Genomic DNA, 19359 nt, shown 5'->3' on the forward strand with positions numbered 1-19359 from the left:
ATCGCCCCGCCCGGCTCAGAGGAGGGCTTCGGACGGCAGCACATGCACGCCCGGCGTCGCCGCCAGCGCAGCCTGCAGCAGGTGGTGCGCAATGCGGTCGGCAGGTACCACACGGTAGCGCCGGGGCAGCAGCGGCTGAAGCCACTGCGAGAGGCGCACCGCCACTTGCTCGGCCGGTCGGCTTTCCTGTCGCGCGCCACCGATCAGGCCCGGTCGCACCAGGGTGAGCGAGGGGTAGCCCACGGCCTGCAGGTCGCGCTCGGTTTCGCCCTTGGTGCGCGAATAGAAGACCCGCGAGCCCGCATCGGCCCCGAGCGCGGAATTGAACGCAAAGGCGCGCGCACCATGGCGGCGTGCCAGGTAGGCCACCTCAAGCGGGTGGTCGTGATCGACCTTGTAGAACGCGGCCTGCGAGCCCGCCACCCGGATGGTGGTGCCCAGCGTGCAGATCACCGCATCCACCCGCCACCATTCGGCGTCTTGCGGAAGATGGTTGAAGTCGACGGTGGGGTTGAGCAGCTTGGCGTGGGGCACGAGCGAACGGCGTGTGGGCGCCACGATCTGCCCGACCCCGGGATCGGCCAGCGCCTGGCGCAGCACATGGCCGCCCACCAGCCCGGTGGCACCCACCAGCAAGAGTCGTTTCATGAGGAGAGACAACGCACAACCGTCAGTTCAGGGCCTTGCGCAGCTCTTGCAGACGCTGCACGGTGGCCTCGCGGTCCAGGGTGTCGTCGGCGTGAGCAACATAGGTTTCGAGGTCGGCCACTGCCAGCCGCAGCTCGCCCATTTCGGCCCAGGCCAAGCCTCGGTCGCGGTACTCGGCCCAGGCCTCAGGCAGCAGGATGACGAGACGATCAAGCACCGCAATGAGGCGAAGCCAGTCTTCCTGCGTGCGGTGGATTTCCTTGAGGTTGCGCAGCAGCCGGGCCAGAATTTCGCGCGGTGTGGCGGCCTGAAGGTACAGGCCCACCGGCACGTCGAAATCGTCCACCAGGCCATTGCGGCGCTTGTAGGGTTCGAGCCGTTCGGAAAGGTCTTCGCGGCTGAGCGACTGGCCGGTGAACGGGTCAATCACGACCTGTCCGTTGGGCAGGTTGATCTTGACCATGAAGTGACCGGGGAAATTGACTCCACGCGCCTTCAGGCCCAGCCCGTGCGCCAGCTCAAGCCAGAGCACCGCCAGCGAGATGGGAATGCCCCGGCGGGTGCGCAGAACCGCGTTGAGGTAGCTGTTGTCGGGGTCGTAGTAGTTGTTGACGTTGCCGCCAAAACCCATGTCACGAAAAAAGAACTGGTTGAGGGTGCGCAGCCGTTGCAAGGGGCCGGCATCGGCGGCACACCGACGGCGCACGCGTGCAAGCATCTGGTCGACATCACCCAGGACCTGCTGAACATCCAGATCCGGGTATTCGTCCTGAGCGATGGAAGTGGCCGCCTCGAACAGCGGCAAGGCATCGTCGTCCCCCACGAGGGTGGCGAAGTAGCCGAGCGGGCTGGCCTCGGGAATGTCGTAGGGGTAGGACATGGTGGGCGGTTGCGCAAAACCGCAGATTACGTCATTTTCGGAGGAACTGGCGCAAGTTCAATCCTGCCAGCAACAGGGTGACGAAATACACCAACACCCCGCCAAAGATGCACAGGGTCAGCAGGCTCACGCGCCGCAGCGCCAGACCCTCGAAACCGAGCCAGTTCACATGCGTGGAGACCCACATCAGGAACACCGCCAGCAAGGCGCTCGCAGCGACCACCTGCAGGACAAAACGCCCCCAGCCCGGTGAGGGTTTGTAGGCGCCCCGGCGCAGGAGCCCCACCAGCAACAGCAAGGCATTCACGAGCGCGCCAATGCCGATGGCCAGGGCCAGCCCGGCGTGTGCCAGCCTGGGCACCAGCAGCAGGTTCAGGCATTGGGTGAGCACCAGCACGAGGATGGCGATCTTCACCGGTGTGCGGATGTCCTGGCGGGCATAGAAACCAGGCGCCAGCACCTTGATGGCGATCAGCCCTATCAGGCCAGCGCCGTAACCCATGAGTGCGGTGGCGGTGCGCTGCACGTCGGCTTCGGTGAAAGCGCCGTAGTGGTAGAGCACGGCCACCAGGGGTTGGGCAAAGGTGAGCAGCGCCACCGCACAGGGCACGGCCAGTAGAACCACCAGGCGCAGGCCCCAGTCGAGCAGGCCGCTGTAGCGCTCGATGTCGTCCGCCGCCTTGGCCGCCGCCAGTTGCGGCAAAAGAACCACGCCCAGCGCCACGCCGAGCAGCGCAGTGGGGAACTCCATCAGGCGGTCGGCATAGGTGAGCCAGCTCACACTCCCCACCGCCAGGTGCGAGGCGATCTGTGTGTTGATCAGCAGCGATATCTGCGCCACGCTCACCCCCAGCAGTGCCGGCAGCATGAGGGTGGTCACGCGGCGCGTGCCAGGGTGGTTCCAGGCCGCCTTCAGGCCAGACCAGCGCAGGCTCACGCGCGGCAACAGACCCAGGCGGCGCAGGGCCGGCACCTGGGCACCCAGCTGCAGCGCGCCGCCCAGCAGCACCCCGCCAGCCATGGCAAAGATGGGCTCGATGCCGATGGAGGCGAACCAGGGGGCTCCCCAGAGTGCGGCGGCGATCATGGCCACGTTGAGCAGCACCGGCGTGGCCGCAGGCACCGCAAAACGCTTCCAGGTGTTCAGAATGCCGGCCGAGAGCGCCACGAACGACATGAACGCGATGTACGGGAACATCCACCGCGTCATGAAGACCGCTGAGTCGAAACCTTCGTCGCTCAGGCCGCTGGCCATGGCCCACACCAGCACCGGCGCGCCGATCACGCCCAGCACGCAGGTGGCGGTGAGCGCCCAGGCCAGCACCGTGGCGATCTGGTTGACCAGGTCTCGGGTGGCCTCGTCGCCGTCTTTTTCGCGCGCGCCGGCCAGCACCGGCACGAACGCCTGGCTGAAAGCGCCTTCGGCGAACAGCCGGCGCAGCAGGTTGGGGATGCGGAAGGCGACGTTGAAGGCGTCGGTCAGCGCGCTGGCGCCGAAAGTGGCCGCCATCAGCAGTTCGCGCACCAGACCCGTGATGCGTGAGGCCAGCGTCAGCAGCGAGACGAGGGAGGCGGACTTGAACAGGGTCACGGCGCGAGTGTAACGACCGGACCTCCCACGCCCGGCGGAGCCCAGCTTGCCAGACACCCTGGCCATGCTAAAATCGCGGGCTTTGCTGGCATCATCCACAAACATCTGAAGGAACTTCACCATGGCAACCAAGCCGAAGAAAAAGAACCCCCGCCTGGCGTCCGGCCGCAAACGCGCCCGCCAGGACATCAAGCTCAATGCAGCCAACACCTCGCTGCGCTCCAAATACCGCACCGCTGTCAAGAACGTTGAAAAAGCCGTTCTGACCGGTGACAAGGCCAAGGCCACCGAACTGTTCGCCAAGATGCAGCAGGTCGTGGACATCGTGTCCGACAAGGGCATCTTCCACAAGAACAAGGCCGCGCGCGACAAGAGCCGCCTGTCGGCCAAGGTCAAGGGCCTCGCAGCAGCCGCTGCCTGAACCTCCCCGGCCTGACCTGATCAGGCCAACAGCCCGGGCGGAAACGCCCGCCGTTTGAAACGGGTGCGCTGCCAGCAAAAGCAAAAAGGCCGTCGCAAGACGGCTTTTTTGCGTCCGGCCCATCTTCAGGGCAGGGGCGGGGTATCTGGAAGGAGGCAGGCTTCTGCCACCTGCAGGCGGTTGTCACGCGCGAAGTGCATGACGAAATCCCATGCCATGGGCTCGGCCTCCTTCAGGTCCACATGAACCACCACGCACTTGATGCCATTGATGGTGTTGGGCACGCACCAGGGGGAATAGCTCAGGTGGCTGCCCGGGCTGGCGCCGCCGGGGCGAAACGGACTCATCACGCCAGCCAGGCGCTCGGCCCAGTCGCTCGGGCGAAACGTGCGTCCATCCTGCGTGACGCCTTGAATGAAGACTTGTTTGGCTGTGGGTGAGACCATCGGGGGAGAAGCCTTCGGATGGAGGGCCTGCAGGGGAAAGACAGCGCCAGGAGAGGATCGCTCGGTCGGCGGTGGCAGACAGGTATTCTATCTTATATAAGACTCAAACCCAGGGATTACCCGTGCCCCGTACCACGGACTGCCCGGCATGGCAGCGATGCCCAACAAGCAATGATGATGCCCGGCGCAGCCCCTAAAATCTCGCTTCGACGGCTCAACCTGCGTTGAGCCGCTTCCTTTTCTGGCCCATCCGCCCCTTTTCCACCGGAGCCACCACATGAACGCCGCCCTGAATCCCGTTGCCTCGCCCCACGTGATGAACACCTACGGCCGCCTGCCGATCGCGATGTCGCATGGCCGTGGCTGCCGCTTGTGGGACACGAACGGCAAGGAATACCTGGACGCCCTGGGCGGCATTGCGGTCAATACCCTGGGCCACGGCCACCCCAAACTGGTGCCTGCCTTGCAGGACCAGATCGCCAAGCTCATCCATTCGAGCAACTACTACCACGTGCCCAATCAGGAAGTGCTGGCCCAGATGCTGGTTGAGCGCTCGGGCATGACCAATGTGTTCTTCTGCAGCACCGGCCTGGAGGCCAACGAAGCCGCCCTGAAGCTGGCGCGCAAATATGGTCATGACAAAGGCATCGAACGCCCGGAAATCGTGGTCTACGAAAAAGCCTTCCACGGCCGCTCCATCGCCACGCTGTCGGCCACCGGCAACCCCAAGGTGCAGGCCGGCTTCGGCCCGCTGGTGGAAGGTTTCATACGCGTGCCGCTGAACGATATGGAAGCGCTCAAGAACGCCACCGCCGGCAACCCCAACGTGGTGGCCGTGTTCTTCGAGACCATCCAGGGCGAAGGCGGCATCAACCCCATGCGCGCCCAGTACCTGAAAGATGTGCGCGCCCTTTGCGACGCCAACGACTGGCTGCTGATGATCGACGAAGTGCAGTGTGGCATGGGCCGCACCGGCAAGTGGTTCGCGCACCAGTGGGCCGGCATCGTGCCCGACGTGATGCCGCTGGCCAAGGGCCTGGGCTCGGGCGTGCCCATCGGCGCGGTGGTGGCCGGCCCCAAGGCTGCGAACATCTTCCAGCCCGGCAACCATGGCACCACCTTCGGCGGCAACCCGCTGGCCATGCGCGCGGGGGTCGAAACCATTCGCATCATGGAAGAAGACGGCCTGCTGGAAAACGCAGCGCGGGTGGGCGAGCACCTGCGCGCCGCCCTCGAAAAAGGCCTGGCGGGCAAGCCGGGCTTGAAAGAGATTCGCGGCCAGGGCCTGATGATCGGCATCGAGCTCACCAAACCCTGCGGCGCGCTCACCCAGCGTGCCGCCGACGCTGGCCTGCTGCTCTCGGTCACGGCCGACAGCGTGATTCGCCTGGTGCCACCACTGATCATGAGCACGGCCGAGGCCGACGAGGTGGCCGGCATCCTGCTGCCGTTGATCCACGCTTTCCTGGCCGAATGACGACCCACGCCATGAGCTCCATCCAGCATTACCTCCAGTTCAAGGACCTCGACGCCAGCGAGTACGCCTACCTGTTCGAGCGCGCCGCACACATCAAGAAGAAATTCAAGGCGTTCGAGAAGTACCAGCCCTTCGCCGACCCCGACCGCACGCTGGCCATGATCTTCGAGAAAGCCAGCACGCGCACCCGTGTGAGCTTCGAGGCTGGCATGTACCAGATGGGAGGTTCGGTGGTGCACCTGACCACTGGCGACAGCCAGCTCGGCCGCGCCGAGCCCATTGAGGACAGCGCGCGCGTGATCAGCCGCATGGTCGACATCGTGATGATCCGCACCTTCGAGCAAAGCAAGATCGAATCCTTCGCCGCGCACTCTCGCGTGCCCGTCATCAACGGGCTCACCAACGAGTTCCATCCCTGCCAGATTCTGGCCGACCTGTTCACCTTCATCGAGCACCGGGGCTCCATCCAGGGCAAGGTGGTGGCCTGGGTGGGTGATGGCAACAACATGGCCAACACCTGGCTGCAGGCGGCCGAGTTGCTGGGCTTTACCGTACACGTGAGCACACCGGGCGGCTACGAGGTGGACCCGGTGCTTGCCGGCGTGAAGGACCGCAGTGCCTACAAGGTCTTCAAGGACCCGCGCGAAGCCTGCGCGGGCGCCGACCTGGTGACCACCGACGTCTGGACCAGCATGGGCTTCGAGGCCGAGAACGAAGCGCGCCGCAAAGCCTTTGCCAAATGGTGTGTGGACGAAAACATGATGCGCGCCGCCCGGCCCGATGCGCTTTTCATGCACTGCCTGCCCGCCCACCGGGGCGAAGAGGTGAGCGCCGAGGTGATCGACGGCCCGCAGTCCGTGGTGTGGGACGAGGCCGAGAACCGCATGCATGCGCAGAAGGCGCTGATGGAATACCTGCTGCTCGGCCGCCTGGCCTGATGCAAGCCCTGCTCGAAGCCATTGCGCGCATCGAGCCGTCGACCGATGCCCGGCGCATCTTCCACGGCCGGGGTGGCTTGCATCCCGGCTGCGAGGCATGGGCGCTCGATGTGTACCCGCCGGTGTGGCTCTTCACCAGTTTCCAGCCGGTGGCCGACGAAGCGCTGGCCACCATCCATGGCGCGCTGACTGCGCGCTGGGCGCAGATCGCACCCGGTGAACCGCTGAACTGGGTGTTCCAGTGCCGGCACGAAGGTCGCACCGACACGCGGCTGATGACCGGCACCGTGCCCGAGCCGCATGTGGTGAGCGAGCGCGGCGCGCGCTACCTGGTGCATCTGCAGAAGGGTCAGAACCATGGCCTGTTTCTCGACATGGCCGAAGGCCGGCAATGGGTTCGTGACCACGCGCAAGGCCACAAGGTGCTCAACCTGTTCGCCTACACCTGCGCGTTTTCGGTGGCCGCGCTGCTGGGTGGCGCGAAGCAGGTGGTGAACGTGGACATGAGCGCCGGCGCCATGGCCGTGGGGCAGCAGAACCACCCGCTCAATGGCCTGGCGGCGGGTGCCAGCTTTCTCACCCACGATATTTTCAAGACCTGGGGGCGCATCACGCGAAGCGGGCCGTATGGCCTTGTCATCATCGACCCGCCGAGCTTCCAGAAAGGCAGCTTCGTGGCCACCAAGGACTACGCGCGGCTCATGCGCCGCCTGCCCGAGCTGCTGCGGCCCGATGGCCACGCCCTGCTGTGCCTGAACGCGCCGGAACTGAGCACCTCCTTCCTGCAGGACCAGATGCGAGAGTGCGCACCCGAACTCTTCTTCGAACAGCGCCTGTCCAACCCCGAGACGTTTGCCGATGTGTCGGCCGAACGCGCATTGAAGGTGCTGGTGTATCGCGCACCGCCGGTGAACAAGGCGGCCGCATGAGCATCTGCACCACCTGCGGCGCCTGCTGCGCGAGCTTCCGTGTCGACTTCTCGGTGCACGAAACACAGGCCATGGGCGGCAGGGTGCCCGACGGCCTGGCTGTGCAGGTGAATCACAGCCTCGCGCGCCTGCGAGGCACCGACCATTCGCCACCGCGCTGCGCCGCACTCACCGGCAAGATCGGCCAGAAGGCCACCTGCGGCATCTACGAATGGCGCCCCTCGCCATGCCACGAATTCGAGGAAGGCAGCGACGCCTGCAACCGCGCGCGCCAGCGCCACGGGCTGACCCCGATTTGATTCAGGCCTGAAGCTTTTTTGTGGCGTGTTGGGATTAACCGACACCACGGCTTTTTTCGCGGTGCTACCTTCACCGCTCCATGAAAAAACTCTGGGACATCTCACCTGCCATCCACGCGGGCGCACCGGTTTTCCCGGGTGACACCGCCTATTCGCAAACCTGGGCCGCCACCATCGGGCCGGGCTGCCCGGTCAACGTCAGCGCCATCACGCTCTCGCCCCATGTGGGCGCGCACGCCGATGCACCGCTGCACTACGACGCTGAAGGTGCCACCATCGGCGACGTGTCGCTGGAAGCCTTCATCGGCCCCTGCCGCGTCATCCATGCCATCGGCTGCGGCCCGCTGGTCAAGCCCGAGCACATCGCGCACGCCTTGAGAGACTTGCCACCGCGTGTGCTAGTGCGCGTGTACCCACAACAACCGCAGGATGGCTTCGACCACGCCCTGCCCGCCTTTGCAGCCGACACCGTGGAACAGCTCGCCGATCTCGGCGTGATGCTCATCGGCATCGACAGCGCCAGCATCGACCCCGCCGACAGCAAGGACCTGCCCAGCCACCAGGCAATTCGCCGACACGGCCTGCGCGTGCTCGAGAACCTGCTGCTCGACGACGTGCCCGAAGGCGACTACGAGCTGATCGCCCTGCCCCTGAAACTCACCACCGCCGACGCCAGCCCCGTGCGCGCCATCCTCAGAGAACTGACCGCCCGTTCGGGCTGAGCCTGTCGAAGCCGCTCCAGACCCCCACCCTGCAATGCGCCCCCTTCGACGAGCTCAGGGCGAACGGATAGGACATCCATGACCACCACACAACTAGACTGCCAGGCCCTCGACGAACAAGACCCGCTGCGCCCGCTGCGAGACCTGTTCCTGATTCCCGAAGGCACCCTGTACCTCGACGGCAATTCCCTCGGTGCCATGCCGCGCAGCGCGCCAGCCCGCGTGGCCGACGTGGTGACGCGCGAATGGGGCTCCGACCTCATCCAGAGCTGGAACAAGAACGGCTGGTTCATGCAGCCGCGCAAAGTGGGCGACAAGATTGCGCGCCTCATTGGCGCCGACCCTGGTACGGTGGTGGCCACCGACAGCACATCGGTGAACCTCTTCAAGGTGCTCTCGGCTGCCATGAGCCTCACCGCTGCCGACCGCCCGCAACGCAAACGCATCGTGAGTGAGCGCAGCAACTTCCCCACCGACCTCTACATTGCCGAAGCCCTGTGCAAGGAGCGTGGCTTTGAGCTGGTGCTGGTGGAACCCGAGGAAATCAACGCCGCGCTCACGGACGACGTGGCCGTGCTCATGCTCACCCACGTGAACTACCGCACCGGCGCCATGCACGACATGCCCGCTGTGACCGACGCCGCCCACGCCGCCGGCGCACTGATGCTGTGGGACCTGGCACACAGCGCCGGCGCCGTGCCGGTGGACCTGACCCGCGCGGGCGCAGACTATGCCGTGGGCTGTGGCTACAAATACCTGAATGGCGGCCCCGGCGCACCCGCCTTTGTGTGGGTGAATCCGCACCACACCGAACGCTTCTGGCAACCGCTGGCCGGCTGGTGGGGCCACGCCACGCCATTCGACTTCACGCCCGACTACCGCCCCGCTCCCGGCGTCACGCGCTACCAGTGCGGCACGCAACCCATGATCAGCCTGGCCGCGCTTGAATGCGGCGTGGACACCTTGCTGGCCGCCGACGAACTCGGTGGCATGGCAGCGTTGCGAAAAAAATCGCTGGCGCTCACAGACCTCTTCATCGGCCTGGTGGACGAACGCTGCCAGGGCCACGGCCTGGGCCTGGCCACGCCGTTGAGTCACACCCAACGCGGCTCCCAGGTCTGCCTGACCAGAGACGAGGGCGCCTACGCCATCGTGCAGGCCCTCATCTCACGCGGCGTGGTGGGTGATTTCCGCGCAGGCGATCCTTCAATCCTTCGACAAGCTCAAAACAGGCCCAGCCCAGGACGAACGGGATCGAAAGACATCCTGCGCTTTGGCTTCACCCCGCTCTACATCGGCTTCGAAGACGTGTGGAACGCCGTGGAACACCTGCGCCAGGTGCTGGAGAGCGGTGAGTGGAAACGCCCCGAATTCAACTCAAAGCACGCAGTCACCTAACCCCACAGACCATCCCGACCGAACCCAGGTACCGTTCGAACTGAGCCCAGGTACCGTTCGAACTGAGCCCAGGTTCCGTTCGAACTGAGCCCAGGTTCCGTTCGAACTGAGCCCAGGTTCCGTTCGGGCTGAGCCCAGGTTCCGTTCGGGCTGAGCCCAGGTTCCGTTCGGGCTGAACCCAAGTGCCGTTCGAACTGAGCCCAGGTACCGTTCGGGCTGAGCCTGTCGAAGCCCTCACCCTCACCCACACCCAACCCTTCGCCAGGCTCAAGGCCAACGCAGACCACACCCGGCCCACACCAACAGAATCCACCCATGTGCCCCCACCACAGCAAACCCGAAGACATCGTCCGCCAGGAAGGCGCGCAGCTCGACTTCAGCCGCGACATGAGCTATGGCGACTACCTGAACCTTGACGCCATTCTCAACGCACAAAAGCCACTCTCGCCCGCGCACGACGAGATGCTGTTCATCGTGCAGCACCAGACCAGCGAACTCTGGATGAAGCTCATGCTGCACGAACTGCACGCCGCCATTCGCCACATCGCAGCCGACGAACTGCAACCGGCCTTCAAGATGCTCGCGCGCGTATCAAAAATCATGGAACAGCTCGTGCACGCCTGGGACGTGCTTGCCACGATGACGCCGCCCGAATACAGCGCCATCCGCCCCTATCTGGCACAGAGCAGCGGCTTCCAGAGTCACCAGTACCGTTGCATTGAATTTGCCATGGGCAACAAGAACGCCGCCATGCTCAAGCCCCACCAGCACAACGCCGAACGGCTGGCCGTGGTGCAGGCTGCGTTTGAAGCGCCATCCCTCTACGACGAAGCCCTGCGCCTGCTCGCCCGCCGCGGTCTGGCCGTGCCCCAGAGCCGCACGCAACGCGACTGGACGAAACCCTACGAGGCCAGCGACGAAGTGGAACAAGCCTGGCTGCAGGTGTACCGCAACCCCAAGGATCACTGGGACCTGTACCAGCTGGGCGAAGAGCTCACTGACCTGGAAGACGCCTTCCGCCTCTGGCGCTTCCGCCACGTCACCACCGTGGAACGCGTGATCGGCTTCAAGCGCGGCACCGGTGGCACCGGTGGGGTGAGCTACCTGCGCAAGATGCTGGATGTGGTGCTGTTTCCGGAAATCTGGCGGTTGCGGACGGAGCTTTGATCGAGGAAAGCGCCCGGGAGGCTGCTGACGACAGCCGCGTGCAACCAGACATGCTGCTCGCGCGTCACCCTATGGGTATTCGCTCCTAAGCTGCTTCGCCGCAGCCACCATGTTTTCCAGCTTCCCCTGTGCCACTTCTCTGGGCAGGTACTTCATGCCGCAGTCCGGTGCCAGAATGATTTGCTCGGGCGACACGTGGGCCAATGCTCTTCGCACGCGTTCGGCAATCACCTCAGGCGTCTCCACGTTCAGGTCCGACAGGTCCAGGCATCCCAGCAGGAACTGCTTGCCTTCCAGCTGGCGCAAGACCGACGTGTCGAGATGGGACTGCGCGGTCTCAAGAGAGACCTGCTTGCACCGGCATCCCGAGAGTTCGGGCAGGAAGGAGTAGCCCGTGGGTCGCTCGTGGATGATGGCGGCGTAACCAAAGCAGATGTGTACGCAGGTGGTTCCTTGCACACCTTCCAGCGCGCGGTTCAGCGCGGCCAGGCCATATTGCCGGGCCTTCTCGGGGCGGGCCTGCATGTAGGGTTCGTCGATCTGCACCACGTCGGCCCCAGCAGCGAATAGATCCTTGATCTCTTCGTTGACGGCCGCGGCATAGTCCATGGCGGCGTCTTCTTCGCTGCTGTAGAAATCGTTCTGGGCTTGCTGAAGCATCGTGAACGGACCTGGCACGGTGATCTTGGTGCGCAGCTTCGTGTGCTTCTTCAGGAACTGCAGGTCCGTCACCTCCACCGCGTGCTTGCGCCGGATCTTGCCGACGATGCGAGGCACCGGGTTGGGGTGTCCTGAGCGGTCGAGCGCTGACCCCGGGTTGTCCAGGTCGACACCCTCCAGCGCCGTGGCGAAACGGTTGGAATAGCTCTCGCGGCGGATTTCACCGTCGGAGACGATGTCCAGCCCGGCGTCCTCCTGCATGCGAATCGCGATGAGGGTCGCATCTTCTTGCGCCTGCGCCAGGTAGGCCTCTGGAATGCGCCACAGCTCCCGAGCTCGAACCCTTGGCGGGAAGCGGCCTGCCAGCTTGGCTCGGTCGATGAGCCAGTCCGGTTGCGGAAGACTGCCGACAACGGTGGTGGGAAACAACATGGGTGCGCCTTTCCAGTGGGGTCTCGGAATGGTTCAAGTGTCTGCACATGACCGTGGGCCACGCTCAGGGCCAGACGCATCGTACAACCAGGCTACCCCAATGTGAGTCCCGCACAGCGCTGTCGCCGCAGGCGCGGCGGGTGAACCGGTCACAACCAGTCGGCAGTCGCCTTCAAGGCACCGGGCCGCGGCACGGGTGAATCCGCCGGCACGCCATCCATGCGCAGGCGCGTGAGCCGCATGAACGAGAACATCCACTGCCCATCGTCGCCACGCCGGTAGGACTCCTCGTAGTGGCCATACGCTCGGAAACCTTTGAACCCGATCCAGTCGGGCGAGACGTGTTCCAGCCCCTGCCACTCCACGAAGTCTTCCATGGCCCAGATGCCTCGGGCTTCACGGTCGGACAGGAAACGGAACTCGGGCATGTGGCAGTGGTGGGCGGTGATGGTGTGGGTGTGCCGCTTGGCCACGTGGCTCACGAAGGTGTCCACGCTGGCGGTGATGGGCAGATTGCCCATGCCCTCGAACTGGCAATCGTCCGAGAACAGCGCACGGAAGTCCGGCCAGCGTTTGGTGTCGAGGAAGCGGCAGTAACGGGCCTTGAGCTGGCGAAGCTGTTCCAGGTCTTGCAGGCGCTGCGGATCGGGGTAGTTGGTGGTTTGGGGCATGGTGTCGTGGGCAAAGCGGTTCAAATGGTCCGACCACATTCTGCTACAGCCAGGTCGACGGACGGGCAGGCATGCACATTGCCCCACGGCCCCTTTCACCACCCCAGAGAGGAGATCGGGCGAGAGAGCGACGAGCCTCACCGCACGCGCCAGTTGCGGTGCGCTGAGGCTACAGGTTCAACGAAGGGGCGCGCGGCTCAGAGATGCGGCCGGGCCACTGCTGCCGTCAACCCGGGCGGATGTTGTTGCGCCGGATGACGTCGGTCATGGCCGCCGTGTCGCTCTTGATGCGGCGGGCCAGCCCTTCAGGACCAGTGCCGGCCACCTGCCAGCCCTGGGCAAAAATTTTCTGGCGGATGTCTTCGCGCCGCACGATCTCGGTGAGCAAGGTGGCCAGCTTGTTCACGTTTGCCTTGGGCATGCTGGTGGGCGCGGCCACGGCGTTCCAGATCTCGAGCTGGAAATCGCGCACGCCGGCATCCGACAGGCTGGGCACATCAGGGACCAGGCTGCTGCGGCCGGTGGAGGTGACGCCGATGGCCTTGAGCTTGCCGCCGCGCACCTGCGCCATGGCCAGGCCCGGCGGCAGCAGCGACATCTGGATCTGCCCACCGATGATGGCGGCGATCACCTGCGGGTTGCCCGGGTAAGGCACGTGCACCGGCGCGATGCCCGAGCGGCTCTTGAGCAGTTCCATGCCCAGGTGGCCCACGGTGCCCACGCCAGGCGTGCCGTAGTTCCACTTGTCGCCAGCGGCTTTGGCGGCGGCGAGGTAGGCGGCGCCACTTTCAGTCACCGTGGCGGGCACGCTCAGCACCAGCGGCGCCGTGGCGATGAGAGAGACCGGGGCGAGGTCCTTGATGGGGTCGTAGGTGGTGGCAGGGTTGAGGATCTTGGCGATGGTCATGTTGCCGTTGATCATCAGGCCGATGGTGTGGTCGTCGTCGGCACGCGCCACCTGGGCGGCAGCGATGTTGCCACCGGCACCGGGCCGGTTCTCGACCACCACGGGCTGGCCCAGCGCCTGCGACAGTGGCTCGGCCAGCAAGCGCGCAGTGAGGTCGGGCGAGGAACCACCGGGGAAGCCCACCACCAGCTTGAGCGGCCGGTTGGGCCAGGCGGCCTGGGCATTCGCGGTGGGCAGCACGCTGGCGGCCGCCAGGGCGGTGGCGGTGGCCAGTGCGTGGCGGCGGGTGATGGGGGTCTGCGGGTGCGTCATGTTGTCTTCCTTTTTCGGTGTGAAGGCGTTTCAGGAACGGCCGGCGCCGGCTCGGGCGGCCCATCGTAGAGCCATGTATTGTCCAGCAAGCGTTCGCCCAGCAGGGCCATGGCCCGATTGCGTGCCCAGCGCAGCGGGCCACCGGCATGGAAGATGGTGCCGTTGCGCTGCGAGCGCGCCTGCACCTGGGCGTTGCGAGCCCAGCGCGCACGAGCGTATTGCGAGAAAACAGCAGGCCAGTCGGGGGCGCCTTGCTGCACGCGCAACAGGCGGCCCAGTGTCCAGGCGTCTTCCATGGCCATGGCCGCGCCTTGAGCCAGGTAGGGCCGAAGCGGGTGGGCGGCGTCGCCAAGCAGCGCCACGCGGCCTTGCGCGTGTTCATCGGGGCCCTTCATGGGTGGGCGGTCGTTCAAGCCCCAGAGCTTCCAGTCGGTCACGGCGTCCAGCATGGTCATGAGCTCGCTGCAGGCGGGGCCGAGCGCGCGCTTCAAGTCCGACGCATGAGCTTCGTGCGTCCAGCCTTGCGGATCGTCGCTCGGCCTGAGCACGCCATGCACCACCGCCACCACGTTGAACCACTCGCCCTGTTTCACCGGGTAGTGCACCACGTGCAACCGGGGGCCGAGCCAGGCGGTGACCACATTGGCCTTCAGGGCCTGCGGCAGATCGGCCGTGCGCACCATGCCCCGATAGGCCAGGTGTCCGGAGGCGCGCGGCGGTTGTTCGCCCAGCAGCTGGGTTCGCACACGGCTCCAGAGTCCGTCGCAACCGATGAGGGCGTCGCCCTGCAGTGTTTCGCCATTGTCGAGCGTGACTCGCACGAAACCCTCACCCGCGTGGTACGACACCAGTCGCGACCCCAGGCTCACCTGCACTTCGGCCGGCAGTCGTTGCACCGCATTCCACAGCATGCCTTGCAGGTCGGCGCGGTGCAGCGTGGCGTACACCTGACCGTGCCGCGCCAGGGCCATGGCGCCCAGGCGAAGCTGACCGAGCTGCTGGCCGCCATGGGCGTCGCGCACGCGCAGCGATTCCGGAAACGCGGCGCATTCGTGCAGCGCGTCCATCAGTCCCCAGTCGGCCAGCACCCGCACCGCGTTGGGGCCCAGCTGCAAACCTGCGCCCACTTCACCCAACGCCTCGGCCCGCTCAAGCACCACCGTATGCGCCCCCGCGCGCGCCAGAGACAGTGCACACGCCAGACCACCGATGCCACCACCGGCAATGATTGCTTGTTGGGTCATGCGAGGGATTGTGCCGCCTCGCAGGCGGCGATCGTCACGACCCGGCACCAGGGCTTGTTGGCGTTCAGAGAATCCGGTTGAACCACAACACCGACAGGCCGGCCGAAAGCAACGCCAGCAGCGAAGCCGCCAGCGCCAGCAGGCCCGAGATCTCGGTTTCCTTCTTCTCCACCGTCAGCCTCGAGCTCAGTGTCTCGTACACCTTCTTGAGGTTTTCGGCCGTGCCGGCGTAGTAGTACTCGGCCTGGGTGGCGCGCGCCACTTCCTTCAGACTCTCCTCGTCCAGCCGCACGCGCATGGACCAGCCTTCGAAGCCGATGATCTCGCCGTCGACGGTGCCCACGCCCACGGTGTACACGCGCACGCCGCGCTCGGCGGCCATCTTGGCGGCTTCGGCGGTGTCCACGCCGGTGGTGCGCTGGCCATCGGTGAGCAGAATGATGGCGGCCGACGAGTAGGACCCGGGTGCCACGGGCGTGAAAGGTTTGTCGTCGGGTCTGGGCTGATCAAGCGCGCGGCCTTTGGGCGCAAACGGGTCGGTGTTGCGGCTGTAGGTCATGTCGCCGAGGTTGATGCGTTGCTCGGGGAACAGTTCGGAGAGCGAGACCACGATGGCACTGCCGATGGCAGTGGCGCGCTGCAACTGGAACTTGTCGATGGCGGCCACCAGGTCTTCGCGGCTGAGGGTGACGGGCTGCACCACCTGTGCGGAGCCAGCAAAGGCCACGATGCCCACCTTCACATGGCGCGGCAACTCGGCCAGGAAAGCCTTGGCCGCGTTCTGCGAAGCCACCAGGCGGTTGGGCTGCACGTCTTCGGCGCGCATGCTCCCGGAGACATCCATGGCGAGGATGATGGTCTGCTGGGTCGAGGGCAGGACGATGCTGGCCACCGGCCGCGCAGCGGCCAGCAGCATGATGGCGATGGACAGCAGCAAAAGGATGGGTGGCACATGCCGGCGCCATCCCACGCCCCTGCCCATGGCTTCGCGCACGATGGACAGGCTGGCGTACTGCAGCGCAACCTGTTTGCGCCGGCGCATCAGCCAAAGGTAGAGCAGCACGAGCAAAGGCAGCGCCAGCAGCAACCAGAGCAACTGCGGCCAGATGAAGGTGACGGGCCAGGTGTTCATGCGCTAGCTCCTTGATGTCGGGTGCCCAGGCTCTGGCGGGTGCGGGCCGGCATCTGGGTGGGCACCGGGCGGCCGGCCAACCCATCACGTCCGATACGCTGGCGGCGTTTGCGCAGTTCAATGAACCGCATCACCGCCTCGGCCAGGTCGTCGTCGGTGGAGAGTTCGAGCGTGTCCACACCGGCACGGCCCAGGCTCTCGCGCAACTGCGCTTCGCGCTGGGCGGCGATGCGGGCAAAGCGTTGCCGAAAGCCGGCGTCGTGCGTGTCCACCAGCAGTTGCTGGCCGGTTTCGGCGTCGCGGATGGGGATGAGGCCGAGGTCGGGCAGATCCAGCTCCAGTGGGTCGAGCAGGCGCACGGCCACCACGTCGTGCCGGCGCGCCAGTTCACCCAATGGTTTTTCCCAGCCGGGTTCGCTGATGAAGTCGGAGACCACGAACACGGTGGCCCGCTGGCGCACGGTGTGCACCGCCGCCTGCAGCAGATCGGAGAGCTGGGTCACGCCATTCTTGCTGGCGCCCTCGGGCCTGGCCGGCGGTTGCAACACCATCTGCATGAGCCGCAGCACCTGCACACGGCCACCGCGTGCAGGCAGCACGGCGTCCACCACCGGCTGACCGCGTGAACCGTACAGGACCGCGCCCACGCGATTGCCATGGCGACCGATCAGGCGCGCGAGCACGGCGGTGAAATCGAGCAGCACCTGGCTCTTGCGCTGCTCGCCGGAACCGAAGTCCACAGAGGGGCTGAGGTCCAGCAGGAACCAGGCCGCCATCTCCCGATCTTCAGTGAACACGCGCACGTGCGGCGTCTCCAGACGCGCCGTGACGTTCCAGTCGATGTGGCGCACGTCGTCGTGGTGTTGGTACTCGCGCAGGTCGGCCAGGTCCAGGCCAGAGCCGCGCATGAGGGTGCGGAAGTCGCCCTGCAGCAGGCCGTCGAGCCGGCGCAGCACAGTCCACTCCAGCCGGCGCAGCAGCGCATCGGCGCGGCGCGCCACCGGCGTCGCTGTGGCCACCGCCGCCGCCTGGGCGCCGCCTTTTCTGCCGAAGAGCCGGGCGAGCATGTTCAGGCCGCTTTCTTCTCGTGTTCCAGCGGACGCGCCGGCGGCGGAATGTGCTTCATGATGCGCGCCACCAGGGCTTCGCTGGTCAGCCCTTCTGAGAGGCCTTCGTACGACAGCACCACGCGGTGGCGCAGCACGTCGGGCACGAGGTCGCTCATGTCTTCGGGCAGCGCGTAGCTGCGTCCGCGCAGCATGGCAAGGGCGCGTGCGCCTTCCACCAGGCCGATGGTGGCACGCGGGCTGGCGCCGAAAGTGATCAGTTGGGCCATGTCCTTGATGCCGTGCCTCTCCGGGGTGCGCGTGGCCGACACCAGCTTGACGGCGTATTGCACGAGCGAAGGGTCGACGTACACCTGCCGGCACTGCGCCTGCAAGGCGGCGAGCTGGTCGGTGGTGGCCACGGCGTTGATGTCCACCTGCGGGCCCGTGACGCGCTCGACGATGACGAATTCTTCCTCGTCGGTGGGGTAGTCCACCATCACCTTCATCATGAAGCGGTCCACCTGCGCCTCGGGCAGCGGGTAGGTGCCTTCGGTCTCGATCGGGTTCTGCGTGGCCATGACCAGGAAGGGGTTGGGCACCTTGTGCGTCTCGCCGGCAATCGTCACCTGGCGTTCCTGCATCACTTCCAGCAGCGCGCTCTGCACCTTGGCGGGCGCGCGGTTGATTTCGTCGGCCAGCAGCAGGTTGGCGAACACGGGGCCGAGCGAGGTGCTGAAGTCGCCAGTCTTCTGGTTGTAGATGCGGGTGCCGACCAGGTCGGCCGGCACCAGGTCGGGCGTGAACTGAATGCGCTTGAAGCGGCCCTGCACCACGCTGGCCAGCGTCTTGACGGTGAGCGTCTTGGCCAGACCGGGAACGCCTTCCACCAGCAGGTGACCCTGGGCCAGCATGGCCACCATGACGCGTTCAAGGAACCGGTCTTGCCCGACCACCACCCGCTTCACTTCATACAGGATCTGCTCCATGAGCTGGGCGGTGTCGGGGGCGGTGCTTTGATCCATGGAGCGCTCCTGTGGGGTGACGGGGCCAGGGCCTGCTAACAGGACCTAAAACGGCGGGAGACCGGCAGCGCTGGCGGCGCTCTCGATCGGTACAGCAAAACCGATGCCAACGAAGGTGCGGTGGCTGGTGGGATTGAGGATGCCGGTGACGACGCCGACCACCTCGCCTTCCATGGTGACCAGAGGCCCGCCGGAATTGCCCGGATTGGCCGCCGCGTCGAACTGGATCAGGTTGCCGATCTCCTGCTCGCCTTCGGGCGACTTGAAGGCACGGCCAAAACCCGAGATGACACCATGCGAGACAGACGGGCCGATGCCGAAGGGAAACCCCACCGCCACCACATGGTCGCCGGGCATGAGGTCGCCAGTGGAGCGCATGGTGGCGGCAATCAGGTCGTCGGGGATGGTGTGGGCCTGCAGCACGGCCAGGTCGTTCTCCGCCTGTACTCCGGTTACGGTGGCGCCGGACTCGCTGCCGTCGGAAAACACCAGCTTGATGGTCTGGGCGCCCTGCACCACGTGCAGGTTGGTCAGGATGATCCCTTTGTCCACGATCACCACACCCGTACCCACGCCCTGTTCCTGCTCTTCACCCTTCTTGTCTTTGCCGTAAGACATGACCCGCACCACGGCGGGGCGAATCTTCTCGGCGGCGCGGGCCGCTGCAGACGGAATGCTCTGGGTGGTCAGGGTGCGCAGCACGGCCGCGTCGATGTCCTTCTGCGTCAAGGCGCGGGGACCCGTCTGCTGCCAGACGCTGGCCGCCAGCAGCGCCGCCAACAGGGCCATGCCGGCCCAAAGGGTGCGCGGGCTGCCCGCGGTGCGCGCGGCGCCCTGGCGCCAGCGCCGAAGGCGTCCCGGTGGTGTCGCGAGCGGCACGGCCGCCGCAGAGGCCGGCGTCAACGCCGCCGGCGCATCCGCCTGCGCGCCCGAGCCTCGGCGGGAAGGGCTGTACAAGGCAGGTTTTCGCATGGCGGCTCCTGATGACAGGGGGACGACACATCATGCCGCGTT

20 protein-coding genes are annotated in these 19359 nt (G+C 65.9%); 8 read left to right on the top strand and 12 right to left on the bottom strand.

Features of this window, described 5'->3' with window-relative positions; translation table 11 throughout:
- Nucleotides 1-15: 15 nt before the first annotated feature.
- Genes AB7F11_RS13545 through murJ form a run of 3 tightly spaced genes read right to left on the bottom strand, consistent with a single transcriptional unit; the run spans nucleotide 16 to nucleotide 3119 of the window.
- Nucleotides 16-648, bottom strand: coding sequence for an NAD-dependent dehydratase (locus AB7F11_RS13545; protein WP_428288855.1), 633 nt, complete (start codon nucleotides 646-648; stop codon nucleotides 16-18).
- 22 nt (nucleotides 649-670) lie between these two features.
- Complete coding sequence (locus AB7F11_RS13550; RefSeq protein WP_428288854.1) at nucleotides 671-1528, bottom strand: SirB1 family protein; 858 nt, start codon at nucleotides 1526-1528, stop codon at nucleotides 671-673.
- A 31-nt stretch (nucleotides 1529-1559) separates the two neighbouring features.
- A complete protein-coding gene (gene murJ / locus AB7F11_RS13555; RefSeq protein ID WP_428288853.1) occupies nucleotides 1560-3119 on the bottom strand; it encodes a murein biosynthesis integral membrane protein MurJ in 1560 nt (519 codons plus the stop codon).
- Nucleotides 3120-3240: 121 nt separating this feature from the next.
- Here murJ and rpsT point away from each other — a divergent pair, with 121 nt between their 5' ends.
- A complete protein-coding gene (gene rpsT / locus AB7F11_RS13560; protein WP_428288852.1) occupies nucleotides 3241-3540 on the top strand; it encodes a 30S ribosomal protein S20 in 300 nt (99 codons plus the stop codon).
- A 125-nt stretch (nucleotides 3541-3665) separates the two neighbouring features.
- Here rpsT and AB7F11_RS13565 read toward each other — a convergent pair whose 3' ends face one another.
- The gene (locus tag AB7F11_RS13565; protein ID WP_428288851.1) at nucleotides 3666-3986 is read right to left on the bottom strand and encodes a DUF3579 domain-containing protein; all 321 of its coding nucleotides are present in this window, start codon (nucleotides 3984-3986) and stop codon (nucleotides 3666-3668) included.
- Between the two features lie 277 nt (nucleotides 3987-4263).
- Here AB7F11_RS13565 and AB7F11_RS13570 point away from each other — a divergent pair, with 277 nt between their 5' ends.
- The 7 genes from AB7F11_RS13570 to kynA all read left to right on the top strand — a co-directional run bounded on the left by AB7F11_RS13570 (nucleotide 4264) and on the right by kynA (nucleotide 10916).
- A complete protein-coding gene (locus AB7F11_RS13570; RefSeq protein ID WP_428288850.1) occupies nucleotides 4264-5463 on the top strand; it encodes an aspartate aminotransferase family protein in 1200 nt (399 codons plus the stop codon).
- 11 nt (nucleotides 5464-5474) lie between these two features.
- Nucleotides 5475-6401, top strand: coding sequence for an ornithine carbamoyltransferase (gene argF, locus AB7F11_RS13575; protein ID WP_428288849.1), 927 nt, complete (start codon nucleotides 5475-5477; stop codon nucleotides 6399-6401).
- Entirely contained in the window at nucleotides 6401-7330 is a 930-nt protein-coding gene (locus AB7F11_RS13580; RefSeq protein WP_428288848.1) for a class I SAM-dependent methyltransferase, read from the top strand. Before argF ends, AB7F11_RS13580 begins: the two co-directional genes overlap by 1 nt.
- A complete protein-coding gene (locus AB7F11_RS13585; RefSeq protein WP_428288847.1) occupies nucleotides 7327-7629 on the top strand; it encodes a YkgJ family cysteine cluster protein in 303 nt (100 codons plus the stop codon). Before AB7F11_RS13580 ends, AB7F11_RS13585 begins: the two co-directional genes overlap by 4 nt.
- A gap of 80 nt (nucleotides 7630-7709) precedes the next feature.
- Entirely contained in the window at nucleotides 7710-8351 is a 642-nt protein-coding gene (gene kynB / locus AB7F11_RS13590; RefSeq protein WP_428288846.1) for an arylformamidase, read from the top strand.
- 78 nt (nucleotides 8352-8429) lie between these two features.
- Nucleotides 8430-9749 (top strand): kynureninase, encoded by a 1320-nt coding sequence (kynU, locus tag AB7F11_RS13595; RefSeq protein ID WP_428288845.1) that lies wholly within the window; start codon nucleotides 8430-8432, stop codon nucleotides 9747-9749.
- A gap of 315 nt (nucleotides 9750-10064) precedes the next feature.
- Nucleotides 10065-10916 carry a tryptophan 2,3-dioxygenase gene (gene kynA / locus AB7F11_RS13600; protein ID WP_428288844.1) on the top strand — a complete coding sequence of 284 codons (852 nt, stop codon included), beginning with the start codon at nucleotides 10065-10067 and terminating at the stop codon, nucleotides 10914-10916.
- A 69-nt stretch (nucleotides 10917-10985) separates the two neighbouring features.
- Here the strand turns inward: kynA and AB7F11_RS13605 are convergent, their stop codons facing one another.
- The 8 genes from AB7F11_RS13605 to AB7F11_RS13640 form a co-directional block, all read right to left on the bottom strand.
- Nucleotides 10986-12008 carry a uroporphyrinogen decarboxylase family protein gene (locus AB7F11_RS13605; RefSeq protein ID WP_428288843.1) on the bottom strand — a complete coding sequence of 341 codons (1023 nt, stop codon included), beginning with the start codon at nucleotides 12006-12008 and terminating at the stop codon, nucleotides 10986-10988.
- 149 nt (nucleotides 12009-12157) lie between these two features.
- A complete protein-coding gene (locus AB7F11_RS13610; RefSeq protein WP_428288842.1) occupies nucleotides 12158-12679 on the bottom strand; it encodes a nuclear transport factor 2 family protein in 522 nt (173 codons plus the stop codon).
- A gap of 226 nt (nucleotides 12680-12905) precedes the next feature.
- Nucleotides 12906-13898, bottom strand: a complete 993-nt coding sequence (locus tag AB7F11_RS13615; RefSeq protein WP_428288841.1) for a Bug family tripartite tricarboxylate transporter substrate binding protein — start codon at nucleotides 13896-13898, stop codon at nucleotides 12906-12908.
- Entirely contained in the window at nucleotides 13895-15142 is a 1248-nt protein-coding gene (locus AB7F11_RS13620; protein WP_428288840.1) for an FAD-dependent monooxygenase, read from the bottom strand. Before AB7F11_RS13620 ends, AB7F11_RS13615 begins: the two co-directional genes overlap by 4 nt.
- A gap of 64 nt (nucleotides 15143-15206) precedes the next feature.
- A complete protein-coding gene (locus tag AB7F11_RS13625) occupies nucleotides 15207-16274 on the bottom strand; it encodes a VWA domain-containing protein (protein WP_428288839.1) in 1068 nt (355 codons plus the stop codon).
- Nucleotides 16271-17341, bottom strand: coding sequence for a DUF58 domain-containing protein (locus tag AB7F11_RS13630; protein ID WP_428288838.1), 1071 nt, complete (start codon nucleotides 17339-17341; stop codon nucleotides 16271-16273). Before AB7F11_RS13630 ends, AB7F11_RS13625 begins: the two co-directional genes overlap by 4 nt.
- Nucleotides 17342-17343: 2 nt before the next feature.
- Complete coding sequence (locus tag AB7F11_RS13635) at nucleotides 17344-18345, bottom strand: AAA family ATPase (protein WP_428288837.1); 1002 nt, start codon at nucleotides 18343-18345, stop codon at nucleotides 17344-17346.
- A gap of 45 nt (nucleotides 18346-18390) precedes the next feature.
- Entirely contained in the window at nucleotides 18391-19317 is a 927-nt protein-coding gene (locus AB7F11_RS13640) for a S1C family serine protease (protein ID WP_428288836.1), read from the bottom strand.
- Nucleotides 19318-19359: the final 42 nt, after the last annotated feature.

Origin of the sequence: Hydrogenophaga sp. (genome assembly GCF_050250835.1) — a bacterium.
GTDB lineage: Bacteria > Pseudomonadota > Gammaproteobacteria > Burkholderiales > Burkholderiaceae_C > Hydrogenophaga.